Source organism: Paraburkholderia phytofirmans (genome assembly GCF_046028095.1).
GTDB lineage: Bacteria > Pseudomonadota > Gammaproteobacteria > Burkholderiales > Burkholderiaceae > Paraburkholderia > Paraburkholderia phytofirmans_A.
The window spans coordinates 224,841-247,916 of sequence record NZ_JAQQDJ010000005.1 but is presented as its reverse complement, the minus strand read 5'-3'; the positions used below and the strand labels follow the sequence as shown (position 1 = coordinate 247,916).

The 23,076-nt window shown below is 63.2% G+C and carries 20 protein-coding genes; 15 read left to right on the top strand and 5 right to left on the bottom strand.

Going from position 1 to position 23,076, the window contains the following annotated elements:
* Window positions 1-66: 66 nt before the first annotated feature.
* A complete protein-coding gene (ygfZ, locus tag PQR54_RS16915) occupies window positions 67-1,140 on the bottom strand; it encodes a CAF17-like 4Fe-4S cluster assembly/insertion protein YgfZ (RefSeq protein WP_408247586.1) in 1,074 nt (357 codons plus the stop codon).
* 78 nt (window positions 1,141-1,218) lie between these two features.
* Between ygfZ and mltG the strand changes: the two genes are divergently transcribed.
* From mltG to PQR54_RS16860, 11 genes are all read left to right on the top strand, one after another.
* Complete coding sequence (gene mltG / locus PQR54_RS16910; RefSeq protein WP_408248073.1) at window positions 1,219-2,229, top strand: endolytic transglycosylase MltG; 1,011 nt, start codon at window positions 1,219-1,221, stop codon at window positions 2,227-2,229.
* Complete coding sequence (gene tmk / locus PQR54_RS16905; RefSeq protein WP_408248071.1) at window positions 2,229-2,849, top strand: dTMP kinase; 621 nt, start codon at window positions 2,229-2,231, stop codon at window positions 2,847-2,849. Before mltG ends, tmk begins: the two co-directional genes overlap by 1 nt.
* A gap of 94 nt (window positions 2,850-2,943) precedes the next feature.
* The gene (locus PQR54_RS16900) at window positions 2,944-3,978 is read left to right on the top strand and encodes a DNA polymerase III subunit delta' (protein WP_408247584.1); all 1,035 of its coding nucleotides are present in this window, start codon (window positions 2,944-2,946) and stop codon (window positions 3,976-3,978) included.
* 122 nt (window positions 3,979-4,100) lie between these two features.
* On the top strand, window positions 4,101-4,625 hold the full coding sequence (locus tag PQR54_RS16895) for a GNAT family N-acetyltransferase (RefSeq protein ID WP_408247582.1): 525 nt from the start codon (window positions 4,101-4,103) through the stop codon (window positions 4,623-4,625).
* 34 nt (window positions 4,626-4,659) lie between these two features.
* A complete protein-coding gene (locus PQR54_RS16890; protein ID WP_408247580.1) occupies window positions 4,660-5,451 on the top strand; it encodes a TatD family hydrolase in 792 nt (263 codons plus the stop codon).
* A 67-nt stretch (window positions 5,452-5,518) separates the two neighbouring features.
* Window positions 5,519-6,244, top strand: coding sequence for an ankyrin repeat domain-containing protein (locus PQR54_RS16885; protein ID WP_408247578.1), 726 nt, complete (start codon window positions 5,519-5,521; stop codon window positions 6,242-6,244).
* A gap of 437 nt (window positions 6,245-6,681) precedes the next feature.
* Window positions 6,682-7,038, top strand: a complete 357-nt coding sequence (locus tag PQR54_RS16880) for a Rap1a/Tai family immunity protein (RefSeq protein WP_012432952.1) — start codon at window positions 6,682-6,684, stop codon at window positions 7,036-7,038.
* Window positions 7,039-7,443: 405 nt separating this feature from the next.
* Entirely contained in the window at window positions 7,444-8,667 is a 1,224-nt protein-coding gene (locus PQR54_RS16875) for a mechanosensitive ion channel family protein (protein ID WP_408247576.1), read from the top strand.
* A 212-nt stretch (window positions 8,668-8,879) separates the two neighbouring features.
* Entirely contained in the window at window positions 8,880-10,292 is a 1,413-nt protein-coding gene (gene otsA, locus PQR54_RS16870) for an alpha,alpha-trehalose-phosphate synthase (UDP-forming) (RefSeq protein WP_408247574.1), read from the top strand.
* A gap of 115 nt (window positions 10,293-10,407) precedes the next feature.
* Entirely contained in the window at window positions 10,408-11,574 is a 1,167-nt protein-coding gene (locus PQR54_RS16865; protein ID WP_408247572.1) for an AAA family ATPase, read from the top strand.
* A gap of 231 nt (window positions 11,575-11,805) precedes the next feature.
* A complete protein-coding gene (locus PQR54_RS16860; RefSeq protein WP_408247570.1) occupies window positions 11,806-12,873 on the top strand; it encodes a glycosyltransferase family 4 protein in 1,068 nt (355 codons plus the stop codon).
* A gap of 294 nt (window positions 12,874-13,167) precedes the next feature.
* Here PQR54_RS16860 and PQR54_RS16855 read toward each other — a convergent pair whose 3' ends face one another.
* From PQR54_RS16855 to PQR54_RS16845, 3 genes are all read right to left on the bottom strand, one after another.
* Entirely contained in the window at window positions 13,168-13,755 is a 588-nt protein-coding gene (locus PQR54_RS16855; protein WP_408247568.1) for a BPSL1445 family SYLF domain-containing lipoprotein, read from the bottom strand.
* A 473-nt stretch (window positions 13,756-14,228) separates the two neighbouring features.
* Window positions 14,229-14,678, bottom strand: a complete 450-nt coding sequence (locus PQR54_RS16850) for a hypothetical protein (RefSeq protein ID WP_408247566.1) — start codon at window positions 14,676-14,678, stop codon at window positions 14,229-14,231.
* Window positions 14,679-14,914: 236 nt separating this feature from the next.
* On the bottom strand, window positions 14,915-15,214 hold the full coding sequence (locus PQR54_RS16845) for a PsiF family protein (RefSeq protein ID WP_408247564.1): 300 nt from the start codon (window positions 15,212-15,214) through the stop codon (window positions 14,915-14,917).
* A gap of 445 nt (window positions 15,215-15,659) precedes the next feature.
* Here PQR54_RS16845 and PQR54_RS16840 point away from each other — a divergent pair, with 445 nt between their 5' ends.
* Complete coding sequence (locus PQR54_RS16840) at window positions 15,660-15,956, top strand: YciI-like protein (protein WP_408247562.1); 297 nt, start codon at window positions 15,660-15,662, stop codon at window positions 15,954-15,956.
* A 592-nt stretch (window positions 15,957-16,548) separates the two neighbouring features.
* The gene (locus PQR54_RS16835) at window positions 16,549-17,730 is read left to right on the top strand and encodes a DUF6566 family protein (protein ID WP_408247560.1); all 1,182 of its coding nucleotides are present in this window, start codon (window positions 16,549-16,551) and stop codon (window positions 17,728-17,730) included.
* Between the two features lie 140 nt (window positions 17,731-17,870).
* On the opposite strand, the gene PQR54_RS16830 is transcribed toward PQR54_RS16835, so the two are convergent.
* Window positions 17,871-19,424 carry a mannose-1-phosphate guanylyltransferase/mannose-6-phosphate isomerase gene (locus PQR54_RS16830; protein WP_408247558.1) on the bottom strand — a complete coding sequence of 518 codons (1,554 nt, stop codon included), beginning with the start codon at window positions 19,422-19,424 and terminating at the stop codon, window positions 17,871-17,873.
* A 633-nt stretch (window positions 19,425-20,057) separates the two neighbouring features.
* On the opposite strand from PQR54_RS16830, the gene PQR54_RS16825 reads away from it, so the two are divergent.
* Together PQR54_RS16825 and PQR54_RS16820 are read left to right on the top strand one after the other, a co-directional pair.
* Window positions 20,058-21,455 (top strand): undecaprenyl-phosphate glucose phosphotransferase, encoded by a 1,398-nt coding sequence (locus PQR54_RS16825; protein ID WP_408247556.1) that lies wholly within the window; start codon window positions 20,058-20,060, stop codon window positions 21,453-21,455.
* Window positions 21,456-21,590: 135 nt separating this feature from the next.
* Window positions 21,591-23,045: a UDP-glucose dehydrogenase family protein gene (locus PQR54_RS16820; protein WP_408247553.1), complete on the top strand. Its 1,455-nt coding sequence runs from the start codon at window positions 21,591-21,593 to the stop codon at window positions 23,043-23,045.
* The last annotated feature ends 31 nt before the right edge of the window (window positions 23,046-23,076 follow it).

Genomic DNA, 23,076 nt, shown 5'->3' with positions numbered 1-23,076 from the left:
CGCTGCAGATGAAGAGGCCAGTAAAAAGCGGCGCCTGATTGCGCCGCTTCGTACCGCGAGAGAGCTTTAAACTTCGGTCGGCAACCCGTAGGGCAGCGGCAGAAACCGCAGCGCCGGGCCGTCCGCCGCGCCCAGATGCACCGAGCCGTTTTCCAGCGCCGCGAGCTTGATCTCGACCAGCACATCGACGCCGCCGTCCGGCGCCGACGCCGCGTTCACGACCATGCCGCACGGCTGGCCCGGATCGTCCGAATGAAACAGTTCCGCGCCGGCGCGCACCGTGTCGAGTTCGCCCGCCACGTTGGCAAGCGACGTGCGCCGCTTGATCGTGCCGCGATACTGGCTGCGCGCCACGACTTCCTGACCGGGATAGCAGCCTTTGCGGAAATTCACCGCGCCGAGCACGTCGAAATTGACCATTTGCGGCACGAATTGCTCGACCACCGGTTGGGTGATGCGCGGCTCGCCTGCGCGAATGTCGAGCCAGTCCCACACGGCCGGCGAGACGCGTTTAAGCTTTTCGTCGAGCAAGGGCAGCAGCGACTCGACTTGTGCTTTCGGGCCGATCCACAGAAAACGCAGGTGTTCGAGCGCGTCCGGCACGCGAATCAGCGAGCCCGCCGCGCCGTCCACTTTCACGTGCACGCCATCCGGCAGCGCGTCGAACACGCCCGAGAGCGCCTTGCGCACGTCGCCGGCAAGACCGATCACGGCCAGCTCGCCGCTCGCATCCACAAGCTTGGCCTTGGCGCGTAGCACGAACATGGAGAGCCGCTTCTGCACGGCTGCTTGCACGTCTTTCGATGCCAGCAGGCGGATCGTGTCGCCGCTGCGCCACGTCAGGAACGATGCGAGCAGACGCCCCTTGGCCGAGCAGTAGCCGGCCAGGCGCGCGTTGGCGGCGTCGAGGTGCTGGGTGTCGTTGGTCAACTGGCCGTGCAGGAAACTTGCTGCGTCGTCGCCGGTGGCGTCGATCACGCCGAACTGCGTGAGCGGCATGTACGCGCCGTGGTGGATGACGGCGTCGAATTCATCGGCGCAAGGGCGCGGCAGCGTGGGCAGAGCGGCGGACGTGGCGGCAGCGGCCGTGACGGCGTTGCCAGAGGGTGTGCCTGAAGCGGTAGCGAGCGGTATGTTCATGGATTCCGAGAACAGTCAATTCTGACTTTAGCTAAGGCAAACAAGTATTATATGCAGTCCAACCTTGCCACGTTTCGCATGTCCCTTCTGAAGAAATGTTTCGTCGCCGGTGCAATAGTCGTTGTGCTGGCCGCAGCCGCCCTTGCCGGTGGGTATCACTGGGCCAACAGCCCGCTCGATCTGAACCCCGCGCAACTCGATGTCACCGTCAAGCCGCACAGCAGCTTGCGCAGCGTCACGCTGCAGCTCAATCGCGGCGGCGTGCCGGTCGAGCCGGAACTGTTCGTCGTCATGACGCGGCTGCTGGGGCTGCAAAGCGACCTGAAATCGGGCAACTACGAATTCAAGACGGGCGTGACGCCGTATGAGGTGCTGCAGAAAATCGCCCGCGGCGACGTCAACGAATACGTGGCGACCATCATCGAAGGCTGGACCTTCAAGCGCATGCGCGCCGAGCTGGACGCCAATCCGGCGCTCAAGCACGACACGATCGGCATGAGCGACACCGATCTGATGAACGCGATCAACGCGCCGGAAGCATCGATCGGCAATGGCGAAGGGCTGTTTTTCCCGGATACCTATCTGTTCGACAAGAACACCAGCGATCTCGACGTATACCGCCGCGCCTACCGGCTGATGCGCCTGCGTCTGGACGAAGCGTGGACCGCGCGCGCGCCGAACCTGCCGTACAAGACGCCGTACGACGCGCTGACCATGGCGTCGATCATCGAAAAGGAAACCGGCAAGAAATCCGACCGGCCGATGGTCGCGGCGGTGTTCGCGAACCGTCTGCGGGTGGGCATGCCGCTGCAAACCGACCCGACCGTGATCTACGGCATGGGCGACAGCTACGCCGGCCATATCAGGAAAAAAGACCTGCAGGCCGACACTCCCTACAATACCTACACCCGGATGGGCCTGCCGCCAACGCCCATCTCGCTGCCCGGCGTGGCGTCGCTGCAAGCGGCGCTGAATCCGGCGCAAACCACCGCGCTGTACTTCGTGTCGCGCGGCGACGGCAGCAGTATCTTTTCCGACACCCTCGGCGATCACAACAAGGCCGTGGACAAATACATTCGAGGGCAATGATGGCGCGGGGCAAATTCATTACGTTTGAGGGCATCGACGGGGCGGGCAAGACCACCCATCTCAGCTGGTTTCGGGAGCGCCTCGAACAGAAAGTTGCGAGCACCGGCCGCTCGGTCGTGATGACGCGCGAACCGGGCGGCACGCCGCTCGGCGAGCAGATCCGCGAGATCGTGCTGCATCAGAAAATGGACCTCGAAACCGAGGCGCTGCTGATGTTCGCGCTGCGCCGCCAGCACCTGGCCGAAGTAATCGAGCCGGCGCTCGCACGCGGCGACTGGGTGCTGTCGGACCGCTTCACCGACGCGACTTTCGCCTATCAGGGCGGCGGCCGCGGTCTGCCGCGCGACAAGCTGGAAACGCTGGAGCGTTGGGTGCAGGGCGGTTTTCAGCCGGATCTCACGGTGCTGTTCGACCTCGCGCCCGAGATTGCCAACGAACGGCGCAGCGCGGCGCGCGATCCGGATCGCTTCGAGAGCGAGTCGGTGGCGTTTTTCAACCGCACGCGCGCCGAATATCTGCGCCGCGCCGAAGAAGCGCCATACCGGTTCGCTATCATTGACTCCGCGCAGAGCATTGTGCAGATTCAGAGAAAGCTTGAAGAGTTGATTGCAGTTCTCTGATTTTAAAAGAATATAACCTTGTCTTATAACGCTGTGCAGAGTTCGCGTAGTGCCTCATAAAACTCCTGCAACAGATTGATTTAAAAGAGAAACGATGATTTATCCGTGGCAAGCCGATGACTGGAACCGCCTGCAGCAGCTGCGCGGCCACTGGCCGCACGCCCTGTTGCTGCACGGACAGGCCGGCATCGGCAAGCTGCGCTTCGCGCAGCATCTCGCGCAAGGCCTGCTGTGCGAGGCGCAGCAGGCCAACGGCGAGCCGTGCGGCGCGTGCGTGGCCTGCAACTGGTTCACGCAGGGCAATCATCCGGACTACCGGATCGTCGTGCCCGAGGCGCTGGCCGCCGAAGCCGGCCTGAACAGCGCCGCGGACGAAAAAGCCGACAAGGCCGACGCCGACGAAGGCAAGAAGACCCGCGCGCCCAGCAAGGAAATCAAGATCGAGCAGATTCGCGGCTTGCTCGACTTCGTCGGCGTGGGTTCGCATCGCGGCGGCGCGCGCGTGGTGGTGCTGTATCCGGCGGAAGGGCTGAACATCGCCGCGGCCAATGCGCTCCTGAAGACGCTCGAAGAACCGCCGGCGGGCGTCGTGTTTCTGATGGTGTCGGCGCGCATCGACCGCCTGCTGCCCACCATCATCAGCCGCTGCCGCCAATGGCCGATGACCATGCCCGCGCCCGACGTGGCGACGAAATGGCTCGCCGCGCAAGGCGTGGCCGAAGCGCCCGCGCTGCTCGCCGAAGCCGGCGGCGCGCCGCTCACCGCACTGGCGCTCGCCAGCGACGAGAACCGCGCGCTGCGCGACTGGACGCTCAAGCAACTCGCCGCCGGCCCCGCTTGCGATGCTTTCGCGTGCGGCGAGGCGCTGCAGAAGCTGCCCGTGCCGCTGGTGCTAGGCTGGCTGCAACGCTGGATGTACGATTTGCTGGCGCAGCGCACGGCAGGCACGCCGCGTTACTTTCCACAGGCGTCGGCGGCGTTGACGCGTTGCGCGTCGCAGGCCGATGCCAGCGCGTTCGCGCGCTTCATGCGCATCGTGACGCGCCAGCGCGCCGTCGAGAATCATCCGCTGAATGCGCGGCTGGTGTTCGAGGAACTGTTTATCGGCTACCGCGAGTTGTTCGCCTAAGGCTTGTCCGCGAGACAAGCCGGCAGCGGCGGGCGCGCTTTGCAGCGCTTTACCGCGCCAGGCGGCCGGCGCCGGTCCATCTTTCTTCCTGTATTTGCCTTCCCTCTAACGTTCAACGCACCATGAGCCTTTCCTACCGCGATGCCACGCTCGACGATCTGCCCGCGATCGTCGCCATCTACAACTCGACTGTGCCGTCGCGGCAGGTCACGGCCGACCTCGAGCCGGTCAGCGTCGAAAGCCGGCTGGGCTGGTTTCATGCGCATGGTCCGCAAAAGCGACCGCTGTGGGTGGTGGAAGATGCGGACCAGCCTGGCCGCGTGATCGCGTGGCTGAGCTTTTCGGATTTCTACGGTCGTCCCGCGTATCAACGCACCGCCGAAGTCAGCATCTATCTCGACGAAAGCGCGCGCGGCCGCGGCCTCGGCAAGCAATTGCTCGCGGCTTCGCTGGCGGCGGCGCCGGCGCTCGGCATCGACTCCGTGCTCGGCTTTATCTTCGGCCACAATGAGGCGAGCTTGCGCCTGTTCCGCGCCTTCGGTTTCGACACGTGGGGCTCGTTGCCGCGCGTGGCCGTGCTGGACGGTGTGGAGCGCGATCTGGTGATTCTCGGCAAGCGCCTTGACGCCGCCGCAGCCGCCGCCTGATTCACTTCAAGCTTTACCAACGCAGGACATCACCATGTTTGTCGACTCGCACTGCCATATCAACTTCGAAGGACTCGCCGACCGCCTGCCGCAGGTGCTCGAGAATATGCGCAGCCATTCGGTCACGCACGCGCTGTGCGTGTCCGTCGATCTGGAAACGCTGCCGTCGGTGCTGGATATCGCCAGCCGGTACGAGAACGTGTACGCGTCGGTCGGCGTGCATCCGGATCACGAGGACATGCGCGAGCCGAGCGTCGCCGAACTGGTCGAACTGGCCGCGCATCCGAAGGTGGTCGCGATCGGCGAGACGGGGCTCGACTACTATCGCCTGGAAGGCCGCACGATCGCCGACATGGAATGGCAGCGCGAGCGCTTTCGCACGCATATCCGCGCGGCGCATGCCACTGGAAAGCCGCTGATCATCCATACGCGCTCGTCGTCGGAAGACACGCTGCGCATCATGGCCGAGGAGCGCGCGGGCGAGCCGGGCGGCGTGATGCATTGCTTCACGGAGCCGTGGGCCATCGCCGAACAGGCGCTGGCGCAAAATTTTTATATCTCGCTGTCGGGCATCGTCACGTTCAAGAGCGCGACCGACGTGCAGGACGTCGCGCGGCGCGTGCCGCTCGAGCGTTTGCTGATCGAAACCGACTCGCCATACCTCGCGCCCGTGCCGTATCGCGGCAAGTCGAATGAACCTGCGTACGTGAGTTATGTCGGACGGTTCATCGCGCAGCAACGCGAGATGCCGGAAACGGCGCTGGCCGCCGCGACCACGCAGAACTTCTTCCGCCTTTTCAAGATCCCCGCGCCGGCTGGCGCGTGAGACGCAAAGTCGATAAATATCAAAAGGATAGGGACGTTTCCTAAAGTTAAATATGAGAGAAATTTCGATGTCGTTTGCTGAGAATCAAAACACTTCGGCGGCGCGTGGCGCGCTGGCTTCGGCACGGCGTGGCGCCTCGCGCGTCGCGTTCGCGGCCGCGCTGGCTTGTGCCGCGCTGACGTCGTTGCTGGTGTCGCCGGCTCAGGCTGCGCCGATCGATTCGCTGATCAAGTCCGTCAAGTTCGATGATGTCGACGGCGTCAACAAGCTGCTCGCCAAGGGCATGGACCCGAACAGCGTGGACAACCAGGGCATTCCGCTGCTGGTGCTGGCCGCGCGCGAGAAATCGGACAAGGTCGGCGCCGCGCTGGTCGCCAATCCGAAGACCAACATCGAGATTCAGGATAAAGCCGGCGAAAACGCGATGATGATGGCCGCGCTGAACGGCGACCTCGACTTCGTCAACCTGCTGATCGCAAAAGACGCCGAGGTCAACAAGAAGGGCTGGGCGCCGCTGCACTACGCGGCCGCGAACGGGCATGACGACATCGTCAAGGTGCTGCTCGACCATTCGGCCTACGTCGACGCCGGCTCGCCGAACGGCACCACGCCGCTGATGATGGCCGCGCGCGGCGGCCACGTGTCGACGGTGAAGCTGCTGCTCGACAACGGGGCGGATCTGACGGTGAAGAACCAGATCGGCTTGACGGCGCTCGATTTTGCCAAGACTTACAAGGAGCCGGACGTGGTCGAAGGGCTGACCGCGCGCCTGCAGCAGATGCAACAGAAGTGATGTGAGTGGCGGTTGACGGGCATCCTGTGCGCCGGTCACGGGCCGGCGGGCCGGCGGGTCTGCCGGCTGCTCGGGCGTCGGGCACGAACCAGCCCCGTCTGCCGTCCGTGTGACAACGCCAGCGCGTTTTGCCGGCCGGTTGAGCGCCGAAAAGTCAGCGGGTCTGCCAGCCGCTCAGGCGGCGGCCACAGAACAGCCCAATCTGCCGGCCGCCTAAGCCCCACTCGCAGAGCACCACCCGTACTACCGCCAGGCGCAAAAATACCGGCGCAACGGCCGCCGCCCGGCATCGCAGTAAAAAGTGCCTGAAGATAGCGGGGCCGCGCACGCTTGAGCTTCGCAAAACAGTGCAGAATGACGACTTTGGCGCGCCACCTGGGCGTGCCGTTCGGACGCGGCGAAAGACCGCCTGATAAACGACCCTGGAAAGGAACACCATGCTGCGGGCTTTGATTTTCGCCAGCGCGCTTGCCGTACCGCTATCGGCAGCCGCGTTTACGGGAGGCGACCTCAACAAGCTGTGCACCAAGACGGACGTGGCGTCGCGTAGCGCGTGCGCCGCTTATATCGAAGGCGCCGCTGACGGCATCTTCAATACCATCGACGCGATCGGCGGCACGACCGGTCCGCGCGTCGGCCAGTATTTCTGCTTGCCGCAGGACGCGCGCTCGGCGCAATTGACCGACGCGGTGCGCAAATATATTGCCGAAAATCCGAACGTCGCGGGTTACAACGCCAGCACGGCGATCTCGCTGGGACTCGGCAAGGCGTTTCCCTGCAAGAGCGGTAGCTGAATTTGAATTGAATCACGGCTGAAGGCTCGCGCGCCCCGCGGCGGGCGCGTCGGGCATTCCAGCCTGCGGGCGTATTTCGGGTTTCAGCGACCGGAACCCCGCTGGGGGCTGCTTCGAAGTCCCGCCTGAAAACCGGTTTAACCCATGGCCGTCCGTTTGCAGAAGCGGCTGGCCCTGGCGCCTTTCCAGGATCGCGCTGACGAACGATCTAAGATGTCTGTAGGCAGTCGGCGACGACACTCAGTCATGCGGCTCATGCCCGCTACAACAGCGGATGCTTAGTCAGCGGGACCGTCGGGCGGCCCGCGCGTCACGCAACACCGCAGCCACGTTCGAGGCTCGCCGGTTCCTCACCCGTTCCGCGCGGGTTCTGCTCCCACCCAAGCCAGGAGGACAATCCCCTTCATGCCAACTCTCGACGACCTCAGCCGCATGGCCGAAGCGCCGCTGCATACGTGGCTCGGCGCGTTGATCGTCTCGGTCATCGCGATGGTGCTGGCCGTGGGCATCCATCGGATCGGCGCGCGCATCGTGACGCGGCTCGCGCGGCCTTATCCGCTGACGAGCGTCGTGTTGCGCTATATCGACAAGCCGTCGCTGTTCGTGCTCGTGATCCTCGCGCTGGAGGCGGTCTGGTGGGAAGCGCCCGACACGCTGACCTTCATCACGCCGCTGCGCGACGCTGTGGCGATCACGCTGATCGGCGGAATTACGTGGCTGTCGGTGCGCTCGGCGGCGGCGATCGGCGAGGCGATCATCCAGGCCCATCCGCTCGATACCGCCGACAACCTGCAGGCGCGCCGCATTCATACGCAGGCGCGCGTGCTGGCTCGTTCGGTGATGTTCGTGATCGTGATCGTCGGCGTGGGCGGCGCGTTGATGACGTTTCCGAGCGTCCGGCAGATCGGCGCGAGCCTGCTGGCGTCGGCGGGCGTGGCGGGGTTGGTCGCGGGTATCGCGGCGCGGCCGGTGCTCGGCAATCTGATCGCCGGCTTGCAGATCGCGCTGTCGCAGCCGATCCGTCTCGACGACGTCGTCGTGATTCAGGGCGAGTGGGGGCGTATCGAGGAAATCACCGGCACGTATGTGTCGGTGCGTCTGTGGGATCAGCGGCGGCTGATCGTGCCGCTGCAATGGTTCATCGAAAACCCGTTTTCCAACTGGACCCGCAGCAGTTCGCAGATCATCGGCACGGTGTTTCTTTACGTCGATTACCGCATGCCGCTCGCGCCGTTGCGCGAGGAACTCGCGCGCATCGTCGAGGACGCGCCCGAGTGGGACCGGCGCGTGCAGGTGCTGCAGGTCACGGACGGCACCGAGCGCTCCATGCAATTGCGCGCGCTCGTCAGTTCGCTCGACTCCGGCCTGAACTGGGATTTGCGTTGCCGGGTGCGCGAAGGTCTGCTCGACTTCATTCAGCAGCACTATCCGCAGTACTTGCCGCGGGCGCGTGCGGAAGTGTCGGCGGAACTGGAAACGGGTAAGGGCGAACCGCTCGACTGGGTGCCGCGCAGCACGCAGACGCCGGCCGGCAGCACCGCCGCGCATACCGAGGCCGATCCGGTGGCGAGCCGCGCCGGACGGCAGTCGGCGGTGGGCTTGCCGGGACAGGTGAAGGAAAAAGTTTGACGGCTGGACGCGGCATACTTTGAGGTCTCGGCGCCGATAAATGCAACTGATCGGGCACCAAAACGGTCGAACCGTCCACTCACTCACGAATCCAGCGCGGCATCGCGTGCTTCATGGCGGTTCGAGCTCTCGCAGCGCAACCGGGCGCGAGATTTTTCGAACCTCTGCCAAAGCGTCCGGATGCACCGCGCGCACCAAGGAGGACATGCAATATGGGCCGACTGATCGTCGTGTCGAATCGCGTCGCAACGCCGACGGAAACCAAGGGCTCGGCCGGCGGCCTCGCGGTCGGCGTATTCGGCGCGCTGAAGGATGCCGGAGGCGTGTGGTTCGGCTGGAGCGGCGACGTGGTCAGCGAGACCGTCGCCAACGCGGGTCCGACGCTGGAGCAGGACGGCGCGGTGACCTTCGCGACCGTCGGTCTGACGCGCAAGGATTACGACCAGTACTATCGCGGCTTTTCGAACGCGACGCTATGGCCGGTGTTCCACTACCGCAACGACCTCGCGCGCTACGAGCGCGAGGAATACGCGGGCTATAGGCGCGTCAACGCATGGCTCGCGCACAAGCTGATCAAGCTGCTCGAACCCGACGACGTGATCTGGATTCACGACTACCATCTGATCCCGTTCGCCGAGGCGCTGCGCAACGAGGGCATCACGAATCGCATCGGCTTCTTCCTGCACATTCCATTTCCCGCGCCGCAGATCCTGCTCAACATTCCGCCGCATGAAGAGCTGGTGAAGTCGCTGTCGTGCTACGACCTGCTGGGCTTCCAGACCGCCACCGACGAACTCGCGTTCAAGGATTACGTTACGCGCCACGCGCGCGGCACGGTGGGCGCGGACGGCGTGGTCGAAGCATTCGGCCGCAAGCTGCGTACGGGCGTCTACCGCATCGGCGTGTTCCCCGACGAAATCGCCGAGCAGGCAAAGCGTTACGAAAGCCGTCAGCACGTGCTCGATCTGAAGCAGAGCCTGGAAGGGCGCAAGCTGATCATGAGTGTCGACCGGCTCGATTACTCGAAGGGTCTCGTCGAGCGGTTCAGGGCTTTCGAGCATCTGCTGGAGCGCTCGCCGGAATGGCGCGGCAACGTCACGCTGGTGCAGATCGCGCCGCCGACCCGCTCGGACGTCGCCACGTACCAGAAGATTCGCCAGGATCTGGAGTACGAAGCAGGGCGCATCAACGGCCGCTACTCGGGGCTCGACTACACGCCGATCCGTTATCTGAACCAGCAGTACGACCGCTGGAAGCTGATGTCGCTGTTCCGCGAATCGCAGATTGGTTTCGTTACGCCGCTGCACGACGGCATGAATCTGGTCGCGAAGGAATACGTCGCCGCGCAGAATCCCGAGGACCCCGGCGTGCTGGTGCTGTCGATTTTCGCGGGCGCGGCGGCGGAGCTGACCGGCGCGCTGCTGGTCAATCCGCACGATGCGATCGGCATGTGCGAAGCGTTGCAGCGCGCGTTGCAGATGCCGCTCGACGCGCGCCAGCGGCGTCACGAGATCAACATGGCGGCGCTGCGCAAGAACGATCTCGGTGTGTGGCGCGATACCTTCCTGCGCGATCTGCGCAGCGTGCCGGCGCAGAAACCGGGCAAGGGCGGCGGGCATAAGTGATGGGGCGTGTCGACCAGTGCTTGCCCGGCTGCGGGCGCGGCGGCGTGAGAGCGTGTCCAGGCGCGGCAGAGTTACGGAACGCGCGCGCGTGCGCGCTTGAATGTCGGGCCGGCGCATGCTGAGCACTTTAGCCATTGCGGGCTATCGCTCGTTGCGCGAGTTGATCGTGCCGCTCGGCAGGCTGAACGTGATCACAGGTCCAAACGGCAGCGGCAAGTCGAGTGTGTATCGCTCGCTGCGGCTCCTGGCCGAAGCGGCGCGCGGCGGGTTGATTACCTCGCTCGCGCGCGAGGGCGGCTTGCCATCGACGCTATGGGCTGGTCCTGAACGCTTCTCGCGGGCCGTGCTGGCGGGCGAGTTCGAGGTTGAACCGCTGCGCCGCAAGGAGCCGGTCAGCCTGCGGCTCGGTTTTTCCGGCGCTCAATTCGGCTACGCGATCGATCTCGGTTTGCCGCTCGTCAACGGCGCCACGCGCTTTCCGCTCGATCCGACCATCAAGCGCGAATGCATCTGGAGCGGCCCCGTGCTGCGGCCGTCGGCCTTACTGGTCGATCGCCACGGCCCGGCGCTGCGCACGCGCGACGAACGCGGCGAATGGCAAACCATTGCGCAACCCGTCGCCAGCTTCGACAGCATGATGACGGAGTTCTCCGACCCACGCACCGCGCCCGAGATGATCACGGTGCGCGAGCAGATCCGCTCGTGGCGCTTCTACGACCATTTCCGCACCGACGCCGACGCGCCCGCGCGGCTGCCGCAGATCGGCACGCACACGCCCGTGCTCGCGAACGACGGCGCGGATCTCGCCGCGGCCTTGCAAACCATCCGCGAGATCGGCGACCCGGTCGCACTCGACGCCGCCATCGACGATGCCTTTCCCGGTTCGCGCCTCGACGTCGTGACCCAGGACGGCCGCTTCGAAGTGACGATGCAGCAGCACGGCCTGCTGCGGCCGCTGAAAGGCGCGGAGTTGTCGGACGGCACCTTGCGCTATCTGCTGCTGGTCGCAGCCTTGCTCACGCCGCGTCCGCCCGAATTGCTGGTGCTGAACGAGCCGGAGACGAGCCTGCATCCGGATCTGCTGCCGGCGCTCGCGCGCCTGATCGCGCAAGCCGCCGCGCATTCGCAGGTGCTGGTGGTGTCGCACGCGGCGCGGCTGATCGCGGCGCTCGAGCGCGAAGAGGCGAGCCAGTCGATCGTGCTGGAAAAACAGTTCGGCGCGACGCGCATTGCCGATGCTGACGATCGCGATCTGCCGCCGTGGAAATGGCCTGCGCGTTGAGCACAAGAAGCCGGTCACGCGCCGAACCGTATGTAAGCTGAATGTAACAGCACCGAGGAAATGCAAGACCAGGGGCTTTTTGTTGTCCTGTAGTGAATAATGCTTCGATGCCGGTGGTGCACACGGCCGGCTCGGGCCGTTGCATTGATCGGAGGTATCGGCGCTGTCATACTCAGCGCCGCTGACGCGCACCGCCTCGAGGCGCAAGCCGTCAGCTCACGGAGACAAAATATGAAGATTGCGCAGATCGCCCCATTGACCGAATCGGTGCCGCCGAAGCTGTACGGCGGTACGGAGCGCGTCGTGTCGTACATCACCGAAGCGCTGGTCGATCTCGGCCACGACGTGACGCTGTTCGCGAGCGGCGACTCCGTTACGAGCGCCAAGCTCGAAGCCGTCTGGCCGCGCGCGCTGCGTCTCGATCCGGGCATTCGCGACCGCGTGGCGCCCCATATGCTGCTGATGGAACTGGTGCGCCGCCAGGCCGAGAATTTCGACGTTCTGCATTTTCACCTCGACTACTACTCGTTCTCGGTGTTCAAGCGCCAGGACACGCCGTTCGTTACGACCATGCACGGCCGCCTCGATTTGCCCGAGCAGCAGCCGGTGTTCGACACGTTCAACACCGCGCCGGTGATTTCGATTTCGAATTCGCAGCGGCATCCGCTGCCACAGGCCAAGTGGCTGACCACCGTGTATCACGGCTTGCCGGAGCAGCTCTACACACCGCAGCCGGTCGAGCAGAAGTACCTGGCGTTTCTCGGCCGGATCTCGCCGGAAAAACGTGTCGATACCGCGATCCGGATTGCGGGCCGCTGCGGCATGCAGATTCGCATTGCCGCGAAAGTGGATGCCGCCGATCGCGAGTACTTCGAGCGCGACATCCGGCCGCTGCTGGACTTGCCCCACGTCGAGTTCATCGGCGAGATCGCGGATCATCAGAAGGCCGAATTCCTGTCCGGCGCGCACGCGCTGCTGTTTCCGATCGACTGGCCGGAGCCGTTCGGCCTCGTGATGATCGAAGCGATGGCATGCGGCACGCCGGTGATCGCGTTCAACCGCGGCTCGGTGCCGGAGGTGCTGGAAGACGGTGTGACGGGCTATATCGTCGAAGACGAAATCGGCGCGGTGGCGGCGGTCAACCGCCTGCACAAGATGCCGCGCGCGGGTGTGCGGCAGCGTTTTGAAGAGCGCTTCACCTCGCACCGCATGGCGCAGCAGTATGTGGATGCGTATCAGATGGTGATTCGCGCGCAGAAGCGTTCGCGCTTCAAGGTGATCGATACGTCGGGAAGCTAAGCCGAAGCGATTCGGCTCGAGCGGCAGGGTAAAAAGAGCGGCGATGCGTGATACGCATTGCCGCTTTTTGTTGGCGTCCGACTCGTGACGATTGGGGATGCTGCAGCAGGCACCGGGCGATGGTGATGGACCGCGCCCGCGATCGCGGCCCACAAAAGCTCACCGGCGCGGCACATGCCACGTTGCTGACGTTGCAAAGGCAGGCTGCGCAGGATTGCGTCTGATCCGGCACCGCTGCTCACGGAACCGGCGGATCAGACGCACACCCCGCAGACCGGCAACCAGACGGCGTGTCTAGATCTTCAGACGCGTGACCTTGGTGCCTTGCAGCGAGACGTCGGCCATCAGGCCGGCATTAGTCAGCACGAACACTTCGACCGGGGCGGTGGCCGTGGTGGTATCGATCGCGCCGTTGGCGCCCATCTTGATCAGCGCGACGGACGCGTCGCCGCCCGCCGACCAGCCGTCGGCGCTGCGGAATTTGTCCAGTGCGTCTTGCGTCATGAACAGGAAGATGATCGCCTTTGATTGCGCGCCAGCCTGCAGGCCGAACGAACCGGAAATCGTGCTGTAGTAACCGACCGTGCCGCCGCCTACGCGTAGCGAGCCTTCGCCATACTGTCCACCGACGACGAAGCCCACCTGCAGCACCGACGGGAATACGAGAACGCCACGCGCCTTCGAGACCAGTTCGCGCGAACCCTTCACGGTAGTGTAGAGCCGCGACATTGTGCCCTCGACGCTAGCGTCGATCGACTGGCGTTTGGCTGAATCGGTAGCGGGTGTATCCGGGTTGCCTTTATTGGTCGTACAACCGGCGAGTGCAAGGCCTCCGAAAGCGAGCGCAGCGGTAGTCTTCAGCATGAAGTTTCGTCTTTGCATCGTTTTTCTCCGTCATTGTTCCGGGGCGCAACCTCATCTGAGTAGCCAGGTTGCTTTTGAGTTATATCACACGCAAGCACAAAAGGCGCACTTCCTCGTCAGGCGAAAAGCCTTGTGCAGCGGGGGTTTCGGGCAAATCGTAAGGTGTCGTGCTGTAATTTTGACCGACGTCGCAGCACGCCGTAACGCTACACGCGGCGCGTGTTTGAGTGGGTTTGGACGAATCGCATAGCGTTTTGCGGCGGCCAAAGAAAGCATGGCGGCGATCGCCTCAATCATTCTTTTTTACCGATTTTGCGCCGCGCGAACCGGTGCTGAAATCGAATTGAAAGTGTTGTCGTAACGCCGCAGTTCCGCCCGCTGTTGGCTCGCTTTTCGGTCCTTTTTCGGTCCGTAAATCAGCCCCGCTAATCGGCCCGTTGATCGGCCGTTGATCGGCACGGCGATTCGGCCGTTTCGATCCCGGCGCGTGTTCAACCGTGGTTCGCCGGACTCTTGACCGCCGGCGGACGCCGCAGCGCGCGGCGCACCATGCCGATCAGCACGCCGAGCAGAAACAGCGCCACGGCCGGCACGATCCAGTAGCCGACGAACGCGTGCCAGAGATAAGCCATCAGAGTGGAGCGGCGCACGCTGTATTCATTGCGCGCGTCCTGTTGGCGCGGCGCGTTGGCGGCGAGCACGTCGGCCGGACAGCCCGCGGCTTGCGCTTCGTCGGGCTTGCCATGGCAGCGCGCGGGGGCACCGGCGGCGCGCTGCGCGTCGGTGAAATTCCATGTAGTCAGCGCACGGTCGAGGTCGACGGCGTTGTACGCCATTTCCTCCCGGATTTCGCTCACCGCCACGATCGCCACGGGCACCGCCCAGAAAATGATGACGACCAGCCACCGCCTCAACCAGCGGTTTTTATGCTTCGATACCATCCTTGCCTCCGATGGATGCTCTGCAGCACCAACGACAAGATGGCGGCCCGTCTAATGTTGTATGGGGGTGGGCCGTCTCCGCAGCCATCATAGAAGAAAAATGGCGGGTTCGGGCGGATGGGCTGCGCAGGAAGGGGCGGGGGACGCGCAGAGCGAGCGCGGGACACCGGCACCGCAGTGTTCGAGTTGAACGCGCGCAGGCGCCGCGCTTGTCGCGCGGCGCCGATTCGTCGTGTTTAATTAGCCGGCGCGGACGACAGGCAGCTCTTCATGAACGCCTTGCGGTCATCGCCCTTCTTGCCGGTGGCTTGCGTGTTGCACGCCTTCATCTTGTCCTGCTGGCTCATTGGCGCAGCGGCAGCCGGCTTTGCGGACAGGCAGGTCTTCATGAACGCCTTGCGGTCGTCGCCCTTCTTGTCGCCGGCCTGCTTGTTACAGTCGGCCATTTTGGTTTGCTGGCTGTTCTGTGCGAACACCGGCGAAGAAACGAGGACAGCACCCAGAACCAGCGTAGCGATAGCGGATTGGATTTTCATGTGACACTCCATCGGTGGTGAAAACGTTTTTGGTCGTTCATGCGCGCGGGCGTCAACGGTATCCAGGACCCTCGGCACGTCCATTATGGCAAATGCTGTCTGCCAGAACGGCTAAAAGCGCAATCCGGTTGACAGGCGTCGACGCTGGTTTTCCCCTACGCGACGGGGACTGAGGGCGGATTGGAGTATGAATGCGAATGGCGCGGCTATGGAATTATGTTATGCATTCCAGATTAAATTCATGAGGCGAATTCAAACGAATTAGCACTAAACAATTCCATCGGATCGGTGAAAAATTCAAGCATGTTTTGCGCATTGCTGCACGTGCAATTGAATTGTAATTCGGCAGGAAATTCCGCTACCCAACATATGGGTAATATTGACCAGAAGGCATGCCGCTGGTTGCGCAACTGATCCGCTCTCACACCGGCCGAGGAGGCTCGTTATGCACTATCTGTTGATGTACGACCTGGTGTCCGACTATCTCGAACGGCGCGCGGCGTATCGCGATGCGCATCTGAAGCTGGCGTGGGCGGCCGCCGGGCGCGGCGAGTTGTTGCTGGCCGGCGCGCTGGCCGAGCCCACGGACACCGCCATATTGCTCTTTCAAGGCGACTCTGCCGCTGCCGCCGAAGCCTTTGCCAAGGCCGATCCATATGTACTCGCCGGTCTCGTGACACGCTGGCGCGTACGCGAATGGACGACGGTGGTGGGCGAGAGAGCGGCGAAACCCGTGCGCTGAACGCCGGTCTGTCGGTCGTATCGGCAAAGCGGCGAGTGACGAAATCCGTCGTCCGACTGGTGGGCCTGCGCCGATCACACCGCGCGATTTCCTTTGCGTTGATGCACTGTACATAGATTGCTCAACGCTGCTTCCGGCTCTTCAGTCGATCGGCTAAAGCCGAGCCAAAATGCATTGAAATCCCGTGCCGGTCGAACAACGGATTCATAAACGTTATTCGCCGCGATGCCTGCGTGTTGTGCGATGCAATAGCGCCATTTTTCTACTGGAAGCAACGCGACTTTTATGACGGCATTGCGAGGAATGACGCAGCAAAAAGGACAAGATTGTTTCCATCCGTAACACTTGTCTCATTCATATTCACGCAAACCCTGGGGATGGTATGCTTCGTGCACAAATTCTCCCATGCACGAGTGAGACCACGTTTTGTGCTTCGCAATAGGGACGAACCGCACTAAGTCGGGGCGGTATTGACCAGACAACAAAACGTACAAAACATATTTGTGCAACCGAGGCCTGCACACGGGTCGTGAAAGTTGAATCCGTGGCAGTCCAAAGCCGCGGCCTGGCCAGGCTGCGTGGAGAAAATCCAATGTTTTTCGATGAGCTAAGCAATGACGAATGGGCGCTGCTGGCAGCGCTTGTTTCAGATGAGCCGGCCGTCCGTCTAAACCGACGCGGCCGGCCCCGCGCCGAACCGCGCATCGTGGCGAATGCCGTCCTGTGGATTCTGACAACCGGTGAACCCTGGTCGAAACTGCCAGGGCGTTATCCGTCGGGTCCGACTTGCCGGCGCCGTTTTGAAGAATGGCAATTGAACGGCACGCTTCTCGAGATGGTTCGGCTGTTATCGCAAACCGGGCGCACCTTTGCGTACGTCCCCCAGCCGGCGCCGCCAGTCGCGGCCAAACCCGCGGCACCGGTAGCGCAAACTCCCAGCGTGCGCGACGAGCATCTGCGTGGCGTGTCCTGGAGAAGCCCCGAGTCATGGCAAGCGCCAGGCGGCGTGTCGAGCAGCCTGGGCAGCTGGCGTTCGGCTGATCCGATTGCCGACATCACGCGTCAGTTGTCCGGCGTGACGCATGTGCCGCCGGTGTCTCGTGCGCCCGCCGCACCCGTCGCAGCGCCCGCACGGCACGTCGTACGGGCCGGCCTGCCGCGTCCGGACGAAGCGCGCGCGGTCGGTGCCGCCATGCACGGTTTGAACTCCGCCATCGCGTCGGCGCGCGGACCATCCGCACCCGACGATCGGCGCAGCCCGCTGTCGATGAGCCTCGCGCCACGCGGCACGGAAATCGCCGACCGGCGCGGCTACATGATTTACGTCGCGGCGGAGCAGGTGCCGAACGCCATGTATCGGGCGTGGGCGGAAATCATGAAGGACGGCAAACGCGTCGAGCGTTCCGGCCTCGTCGGCCCGCGCTTTGCGCAAGCCGAAGCGGCGGAGCAATACGCGCTCGACTGGGCGCGGCAATGGATCGACCGCGAATGCCTCACGTTGGCGGCGGCAGAGCAATCCGCGGCTGCGGCTCAAGCGCCGGCTCATGTTTCAGCGAACCCGGCGAGCGTCGCAGCACGTCCGTTGCCCGCCTTGCGCCATGTGCCCGAGCCGGTCGCGGCCAATCACGGCGCGCCGTTGCATGGACCGCTCAATGCGTTCCGTGGTCCGTTGCGCCGTTATCCCGGCGAACCGGCCGCTGCCACCGCAGCGACCGAGAGCAGTGCATCAGATCGTTATCCGTCGTACACAGAACTCATTTCCCACGCGGGGTGAGCGCGGCGGCTAGCACGGCAGTTCCCCGCGGCCGGTAGGAGCAACCGCCGCAGGTTCCCGCTTCATTCGTTGTGACTTCGTTGTGATTCACTGGTGTTGTCAGAAGGACGCCGTTTGCCGACGCCCCTCGTTCACGCGCGTTACTGACGTCCGTAGGTATCGTCGAAGCGCACGATATCGTCTTCGCCGAGATACGAACCGGACTGGACCTCGATCATTTCGAGCGGCATCTTGCCCGGATTCTCGAGGCGGTGGGTGACACCCAGCGGAATATAAGCCGATTCGTTTTCGGAGATGATAAAGCGCTCTTCACCACGCGTGACGAGCGCCGTACCGCGCACGACGATCCAATGTTCGGCGCGGTGATGGTGCATTTGCAGCGAGAGCCGCGCACCCGGTTTCACCACGATCCGTTTGACCTGGAAACGCTCGCCGGTGTCGACGGAATCGTAGTTGCCCCACGGGCGATGCACCTTGCGATGGCTGGCCGCTTCCAGCCCGCCGTCGTTGCGAATCCGGCCCACGATCTTCTTGACGTCCTGCACGCGCGACTTGTCGGCGACCAGAATGGCGTCGGCCGTTTCCACCACCACGAGATCTTGCGTGCCCACGCAGGCAATCAGGCGTCCTTCCGAATGCGCGAAGGTCGAGGCCGCGCCTTCGAACATCACGCGTCCGCGCCCGACGTTCTGATCGGCGTCCTTGTCGGAGATATCCCAGATCGCGTCCCACGAACCCACGTCGGACCAGCCTGCCTGCAACGGCACGACCACGCCCGAGGCCGCGCTTTGATCGTTGCCGAGCTGTTCCATCACCGCATAGTCGATCGAATTCGACGGCGAGGCGCTGAACGCGTCGCGTTGCAGACGGAAGAAGTCGCCGTCCGCCTTGCCGCCCGCGAAGGCCGCATCGCAGGCTTCGTAAATGGCCGGCTGGAAATAGCGGATCGCTTTCAGCCAGGTCGATGCGCGCATGATGAAGATGCCGCTATTCCACCAGTACTCCTTCGATTCGATGTAACGCTGCGCCAGCTCCAGATGCGGCTTCTCGACAAAGCGATCGAGCTTGTGCGCGCCGACCTTGCCGATCACTTCCGCGTCGGCCTCTTGCGTGTGATTAGTCGTGCCAAGCGCCGCGCCGATGCGAATGTAGCCGTAGCCCGTTTCCGCGCGCGTCGGCACGATGCCCATCGTGACGATATGGCCGGCCGCCGCGTGCTGCACGCCGGCGGCCACGGCCGCGTGAAATCCGTCGATGTCGGTGACCGCGTGATCGGCGGGCATCACGACCATGATGCCGTCTTCGTCCTGCGCGGCGACCGAGAGGGCGGCCACCGTGAGCGCCGGCGCCGTGTCGCGGCCAACGGGTTCGAGAATCAGGCGGGTCGGTTTGCCGCTCGTGCGCAATTGCTCGGCAGTGGTGAAGCGCTGTTCTTCATTGGCCACCACGACGAGTTGCTCGGTGAGCGGATAGCCGGCTTCGAGTCCTTCGAGGCGGCGCGTGGTGGATTGCAGCAGCGAATCGTCGCCGAGCAGGCCGATCAACTGTTTCGGATGCTGTTCGCGCGACATCGGCCACAACCGCGTGCCGGAGCCGCCCGCCAGAATCACGGGATGAACCTTGAGCTTGACGTTCAGGGACTTGACTTGCGTGGACCGGGTGTCGGCGGGCGTTGCCGTAACCGGAGCTGTCATGATGGACTCCTCGAGGCTGGGTGAATGCGTCGAGTTTTATCACGAACTCAGGAATCAATAAAAGCGCGTTAAATAGAAACTATATAAAATGCCTAATCAGTTTCTCAATTTCGTGAAGAAAAAATGTCCGGGTAATTTTTTAAAAAGAAAAATTACCCGAAAAAAATCACGGGTCATTTTTTTACCGTCGTCCATGCGTCAGAATGATGGCGGAGGGCGATGTGTAAGCTTCGCAGGAAAACGCTCTGAATTTACGAGATCGGCTTAAATCAAGGCTTGCAGGATGCCTGTCAAACGCCGAATTCGGTAACAATTGCCGAACAAAATTCAGAAAAAATGCCGAAACAATGACCGATACAATTTGAGATATTTTGCGGTCTTGCAGCGGGAATTTTAATATCGCTTTATCTATACCTGAACAAGGGTATTCACTCATTCCGACACAGATTTCCCAATCGGCCGTTCAGGCATTTTTTCGAGTGGGAAACAGAAGGGCAATTAGCACCGGTTCAAACAGTTACGCGTCGCGCATGGAATTGCATGACGCGGTTACCGGCGTTGTGCGTCCCGTCGCCGGACTGCATTTCAACCAACCAACGGATGGCACTTGACTGACGAACTGAGGGGCAGCGCATGCTGAGCGTTCTATCGAGAATCATCGACATCGCCATGGTCGCGCTCGGCGCCGCCATCGCGGCGGCCGTGCACAGCGGGAAAGTCGTGTGGCTGGACGATATGCAAAGCGTCTCGCTCGCGTTCGACTGCCTGCTGGTGGTGGTGTTTTTCCCGGCGCTCGGGATCTATCAGTCGTGGCGCGGCAAGCCGCTCTACGACCTGCTGTGCCGCGTGGCGGGCGGCTGGCTGCTGGTGGAAGTCACCGGCGTGCTGATCAGCTTCAGCCTGCACCGCTCGGACAGCCTGTCGCGGCTGTGGCTCGTCTATTGGGCCGTGGCCACGATCGTGCTGCTGGTCGTCACCAAGGTAATCGTCTATTCGATTCTGCGCGGACTGCGCCGCGAAGGCTTCAATCAGCGCGCGGTGGCGATCGTCGGCGGCGCGCCGTATGGGCGCTTTCTGATCCAGCAGATGCGCAGCCGTCCTGACGCGGGCTTCTCGCCGGTCGTGGTGTTCGATGAAGACAGCACGATCAATCACTACGAAGACCCGGACGCGGGCGAAGCGATCGAAGGCGTGCCGGTCGAGCGCGACTATCAGCGCATGCTGCAGCTCGTGCGCCAGCGCGCGATTCGCGAGCTGTGGCTGGCGCTGCCGATCTCGAAGGAAAAAGCGATCCATCGTTTCGTGATGGATCTGCGCAACGACTTCGTGAACATCCGCTTCATTCCGGACGTGCGCAGCCTGACGCTGTTCAATCAGCCGATGGTCGATCTGCTCGGCGTGCCGGCGATCAACCTGGCCGCCTCGCCGATCACCGATCTGCGCGTGCTGCCCAAGCGCGTGTTCGACCGTCTGTTCGCGCTCGCCGCGTTGACCGCGCTCGCGCCGGTAATGCTGGTGATCGCCGTTGCGGTGAAGATCAATTCGCCGGGCCCCGTGTTCTTCCGGCAGAAGCGCAAGGGCATCGACGGTCATCAGTTCGAGATCTACAAATTCCGCTCGATGAAGATGCACAAGGAAGAGCACGGCAAGATCACCCAGGCCACGCGGCGCGACCCGCGCATCACGGCGGTCGGCGCGTTCCTGCGGCGCACCAGTCTCGACGAACTGCCGCAGTTCATCAACGTGCTGCGCGGCGAGATGTCGGTGGTCGGTCCGCGTCCGCATGCGCTCGAGCACGACGACATCTACAAGGATCTGGTGAAGGGCTATATGCACCGCTACCGGATCAAGCCGGGCATCACCGGGTGGGCGCAGATCAACGGCTATCGCGGCGAAACCGACCGCATCGAAAAGATGATGGGCCGCGTCAAGCTCGATCTGTACTACATGCAGCACTGGACCTTCTGGCTCGACATCAAGATCGTCGTGCTGACGCTGTGGAAGGGCTTCGTCGGCAGCAACGCTTACTGACGGCCCCCACCTGTCGCTTCGCGCCAGCCCCCCGAGGGGGTGCAAGAAGACTTGGGGCGGCCCGGCGTTTTCTTGCGGGCTTCGGTCACGCGTCTTGTGACTTTTTATTGGATTCCATTTTCCGAGGTGCAATACATGAACCTGACGATCATCGGTAGTGGCTACGTAGGCCTCGTGACGGGCGCTTGTCTGGCCGACATCGGCCACGATGTGTTCTGTCTCGACGTCGATCAGCGCAAGATCGACGTGCTCAACAACGGCGGCGTGCCGATCCATGAACCGGGTCTGCAGGAAATCATCGCGCGCAATCGCAAGGCCGGCCGCCTGAAGTTCTCGACCGACGTCGAAGCCGCCGTCGCGCATGGCGATATCCAGTTCATCGCGGTCGGCACGCCGTCCGACGAAGACGGTTCCGCCGACCTGCAATACGTGCTCGCCGCCGCGCGCAATATCGGCCGCCATATGACGGGCTTCAAGGTGATCGTCGATAAATCGACGGTGCCGGTCGGCACGGCCTCGCGCGTGCGCGAAGTGATCGCCGCCGAACTCGTCGAACGCAACGCGGCGCACATGTTCTCCGTGGTGTCGAATCCCGAGTTCCTGAAAGAAGGCGCGGCGGTGGAAGACTTCACGCGGCCCGATCGCATCGTGCTCGGTTGCGACGAAGACGTGCCCGGCGAAAAAGCGCGCGACCTGATGAAGCGCCTGTACGCGCCGTTCAACCGCAATCGCGAACGCACGCTGTACATGGACGTGCGCTCGGCCGAATTCACCAAGTACGCGGCCAACGCGATGCTCGCCACGCGCATTTCGTACATGAACGAACTCGCGAATCTGGCCGATCGCGTCGGCGCGGATATCGAGGCCGTGCGTCGCGGCATCGGTTCCGATCCGCGCATCGGCTACGACTTCCTGTACGCCGGTTGCGGCTACGGCGGCTCGTGTTTTCCAAAAGACGTGCAGGCGCTGATCCGCACAGCCGCTGATTTCAAGGCGAATCTGCGCATTCTCGAAGCGGTCGAAGCCGTCAACGACACGCAGAAGAAAGTGCTCGCGCACAAGATCGTGTCGCGTCTGGGCGAAGACCTGTCGGACCGCACCTTCGGCGTGTGGGGCCTCGCTTTCAAGCCGAATACCGACGACATGCGCGAAGCGCCGAGCCGTCCGCTGATCGCCGAACTGCTGCGCCGTGGCGCTCGCGTCAAGGCATATGACCCGGTCGCGATCGACGAATCGAAACGCGTCTTCGCACTGGATCTCAAGGACGTGCCGCAACAACACGCGCGCCTCGAGTTCGTCAAGGAAGAGATGGATGCCGCGGAAGGCGCCGACGCACTGGTGATCCTCACCGAGTGGAAGGTGTTCAAGAGCCCGGACTTCGACTCGCTCAAACGCATCCTGAAGACGCCGCTGATTTTCGACGGCCGCAACCTGTACGAACCGGACGCGCTGCTCGAACTCGGTATCGAGTATCACGCGATCGGCCGTCAGCACGCGCTGCGCATCGCACCGGCGAAGGTCGGCACGAGCGCCTTGCCGCAAGCGCAAGCGCAAGTGCAAGCGGCAGACACGGCCGAAGCCGGCCGCTGATCCGTCGCCACGTACCGACAAGCCTTCATCA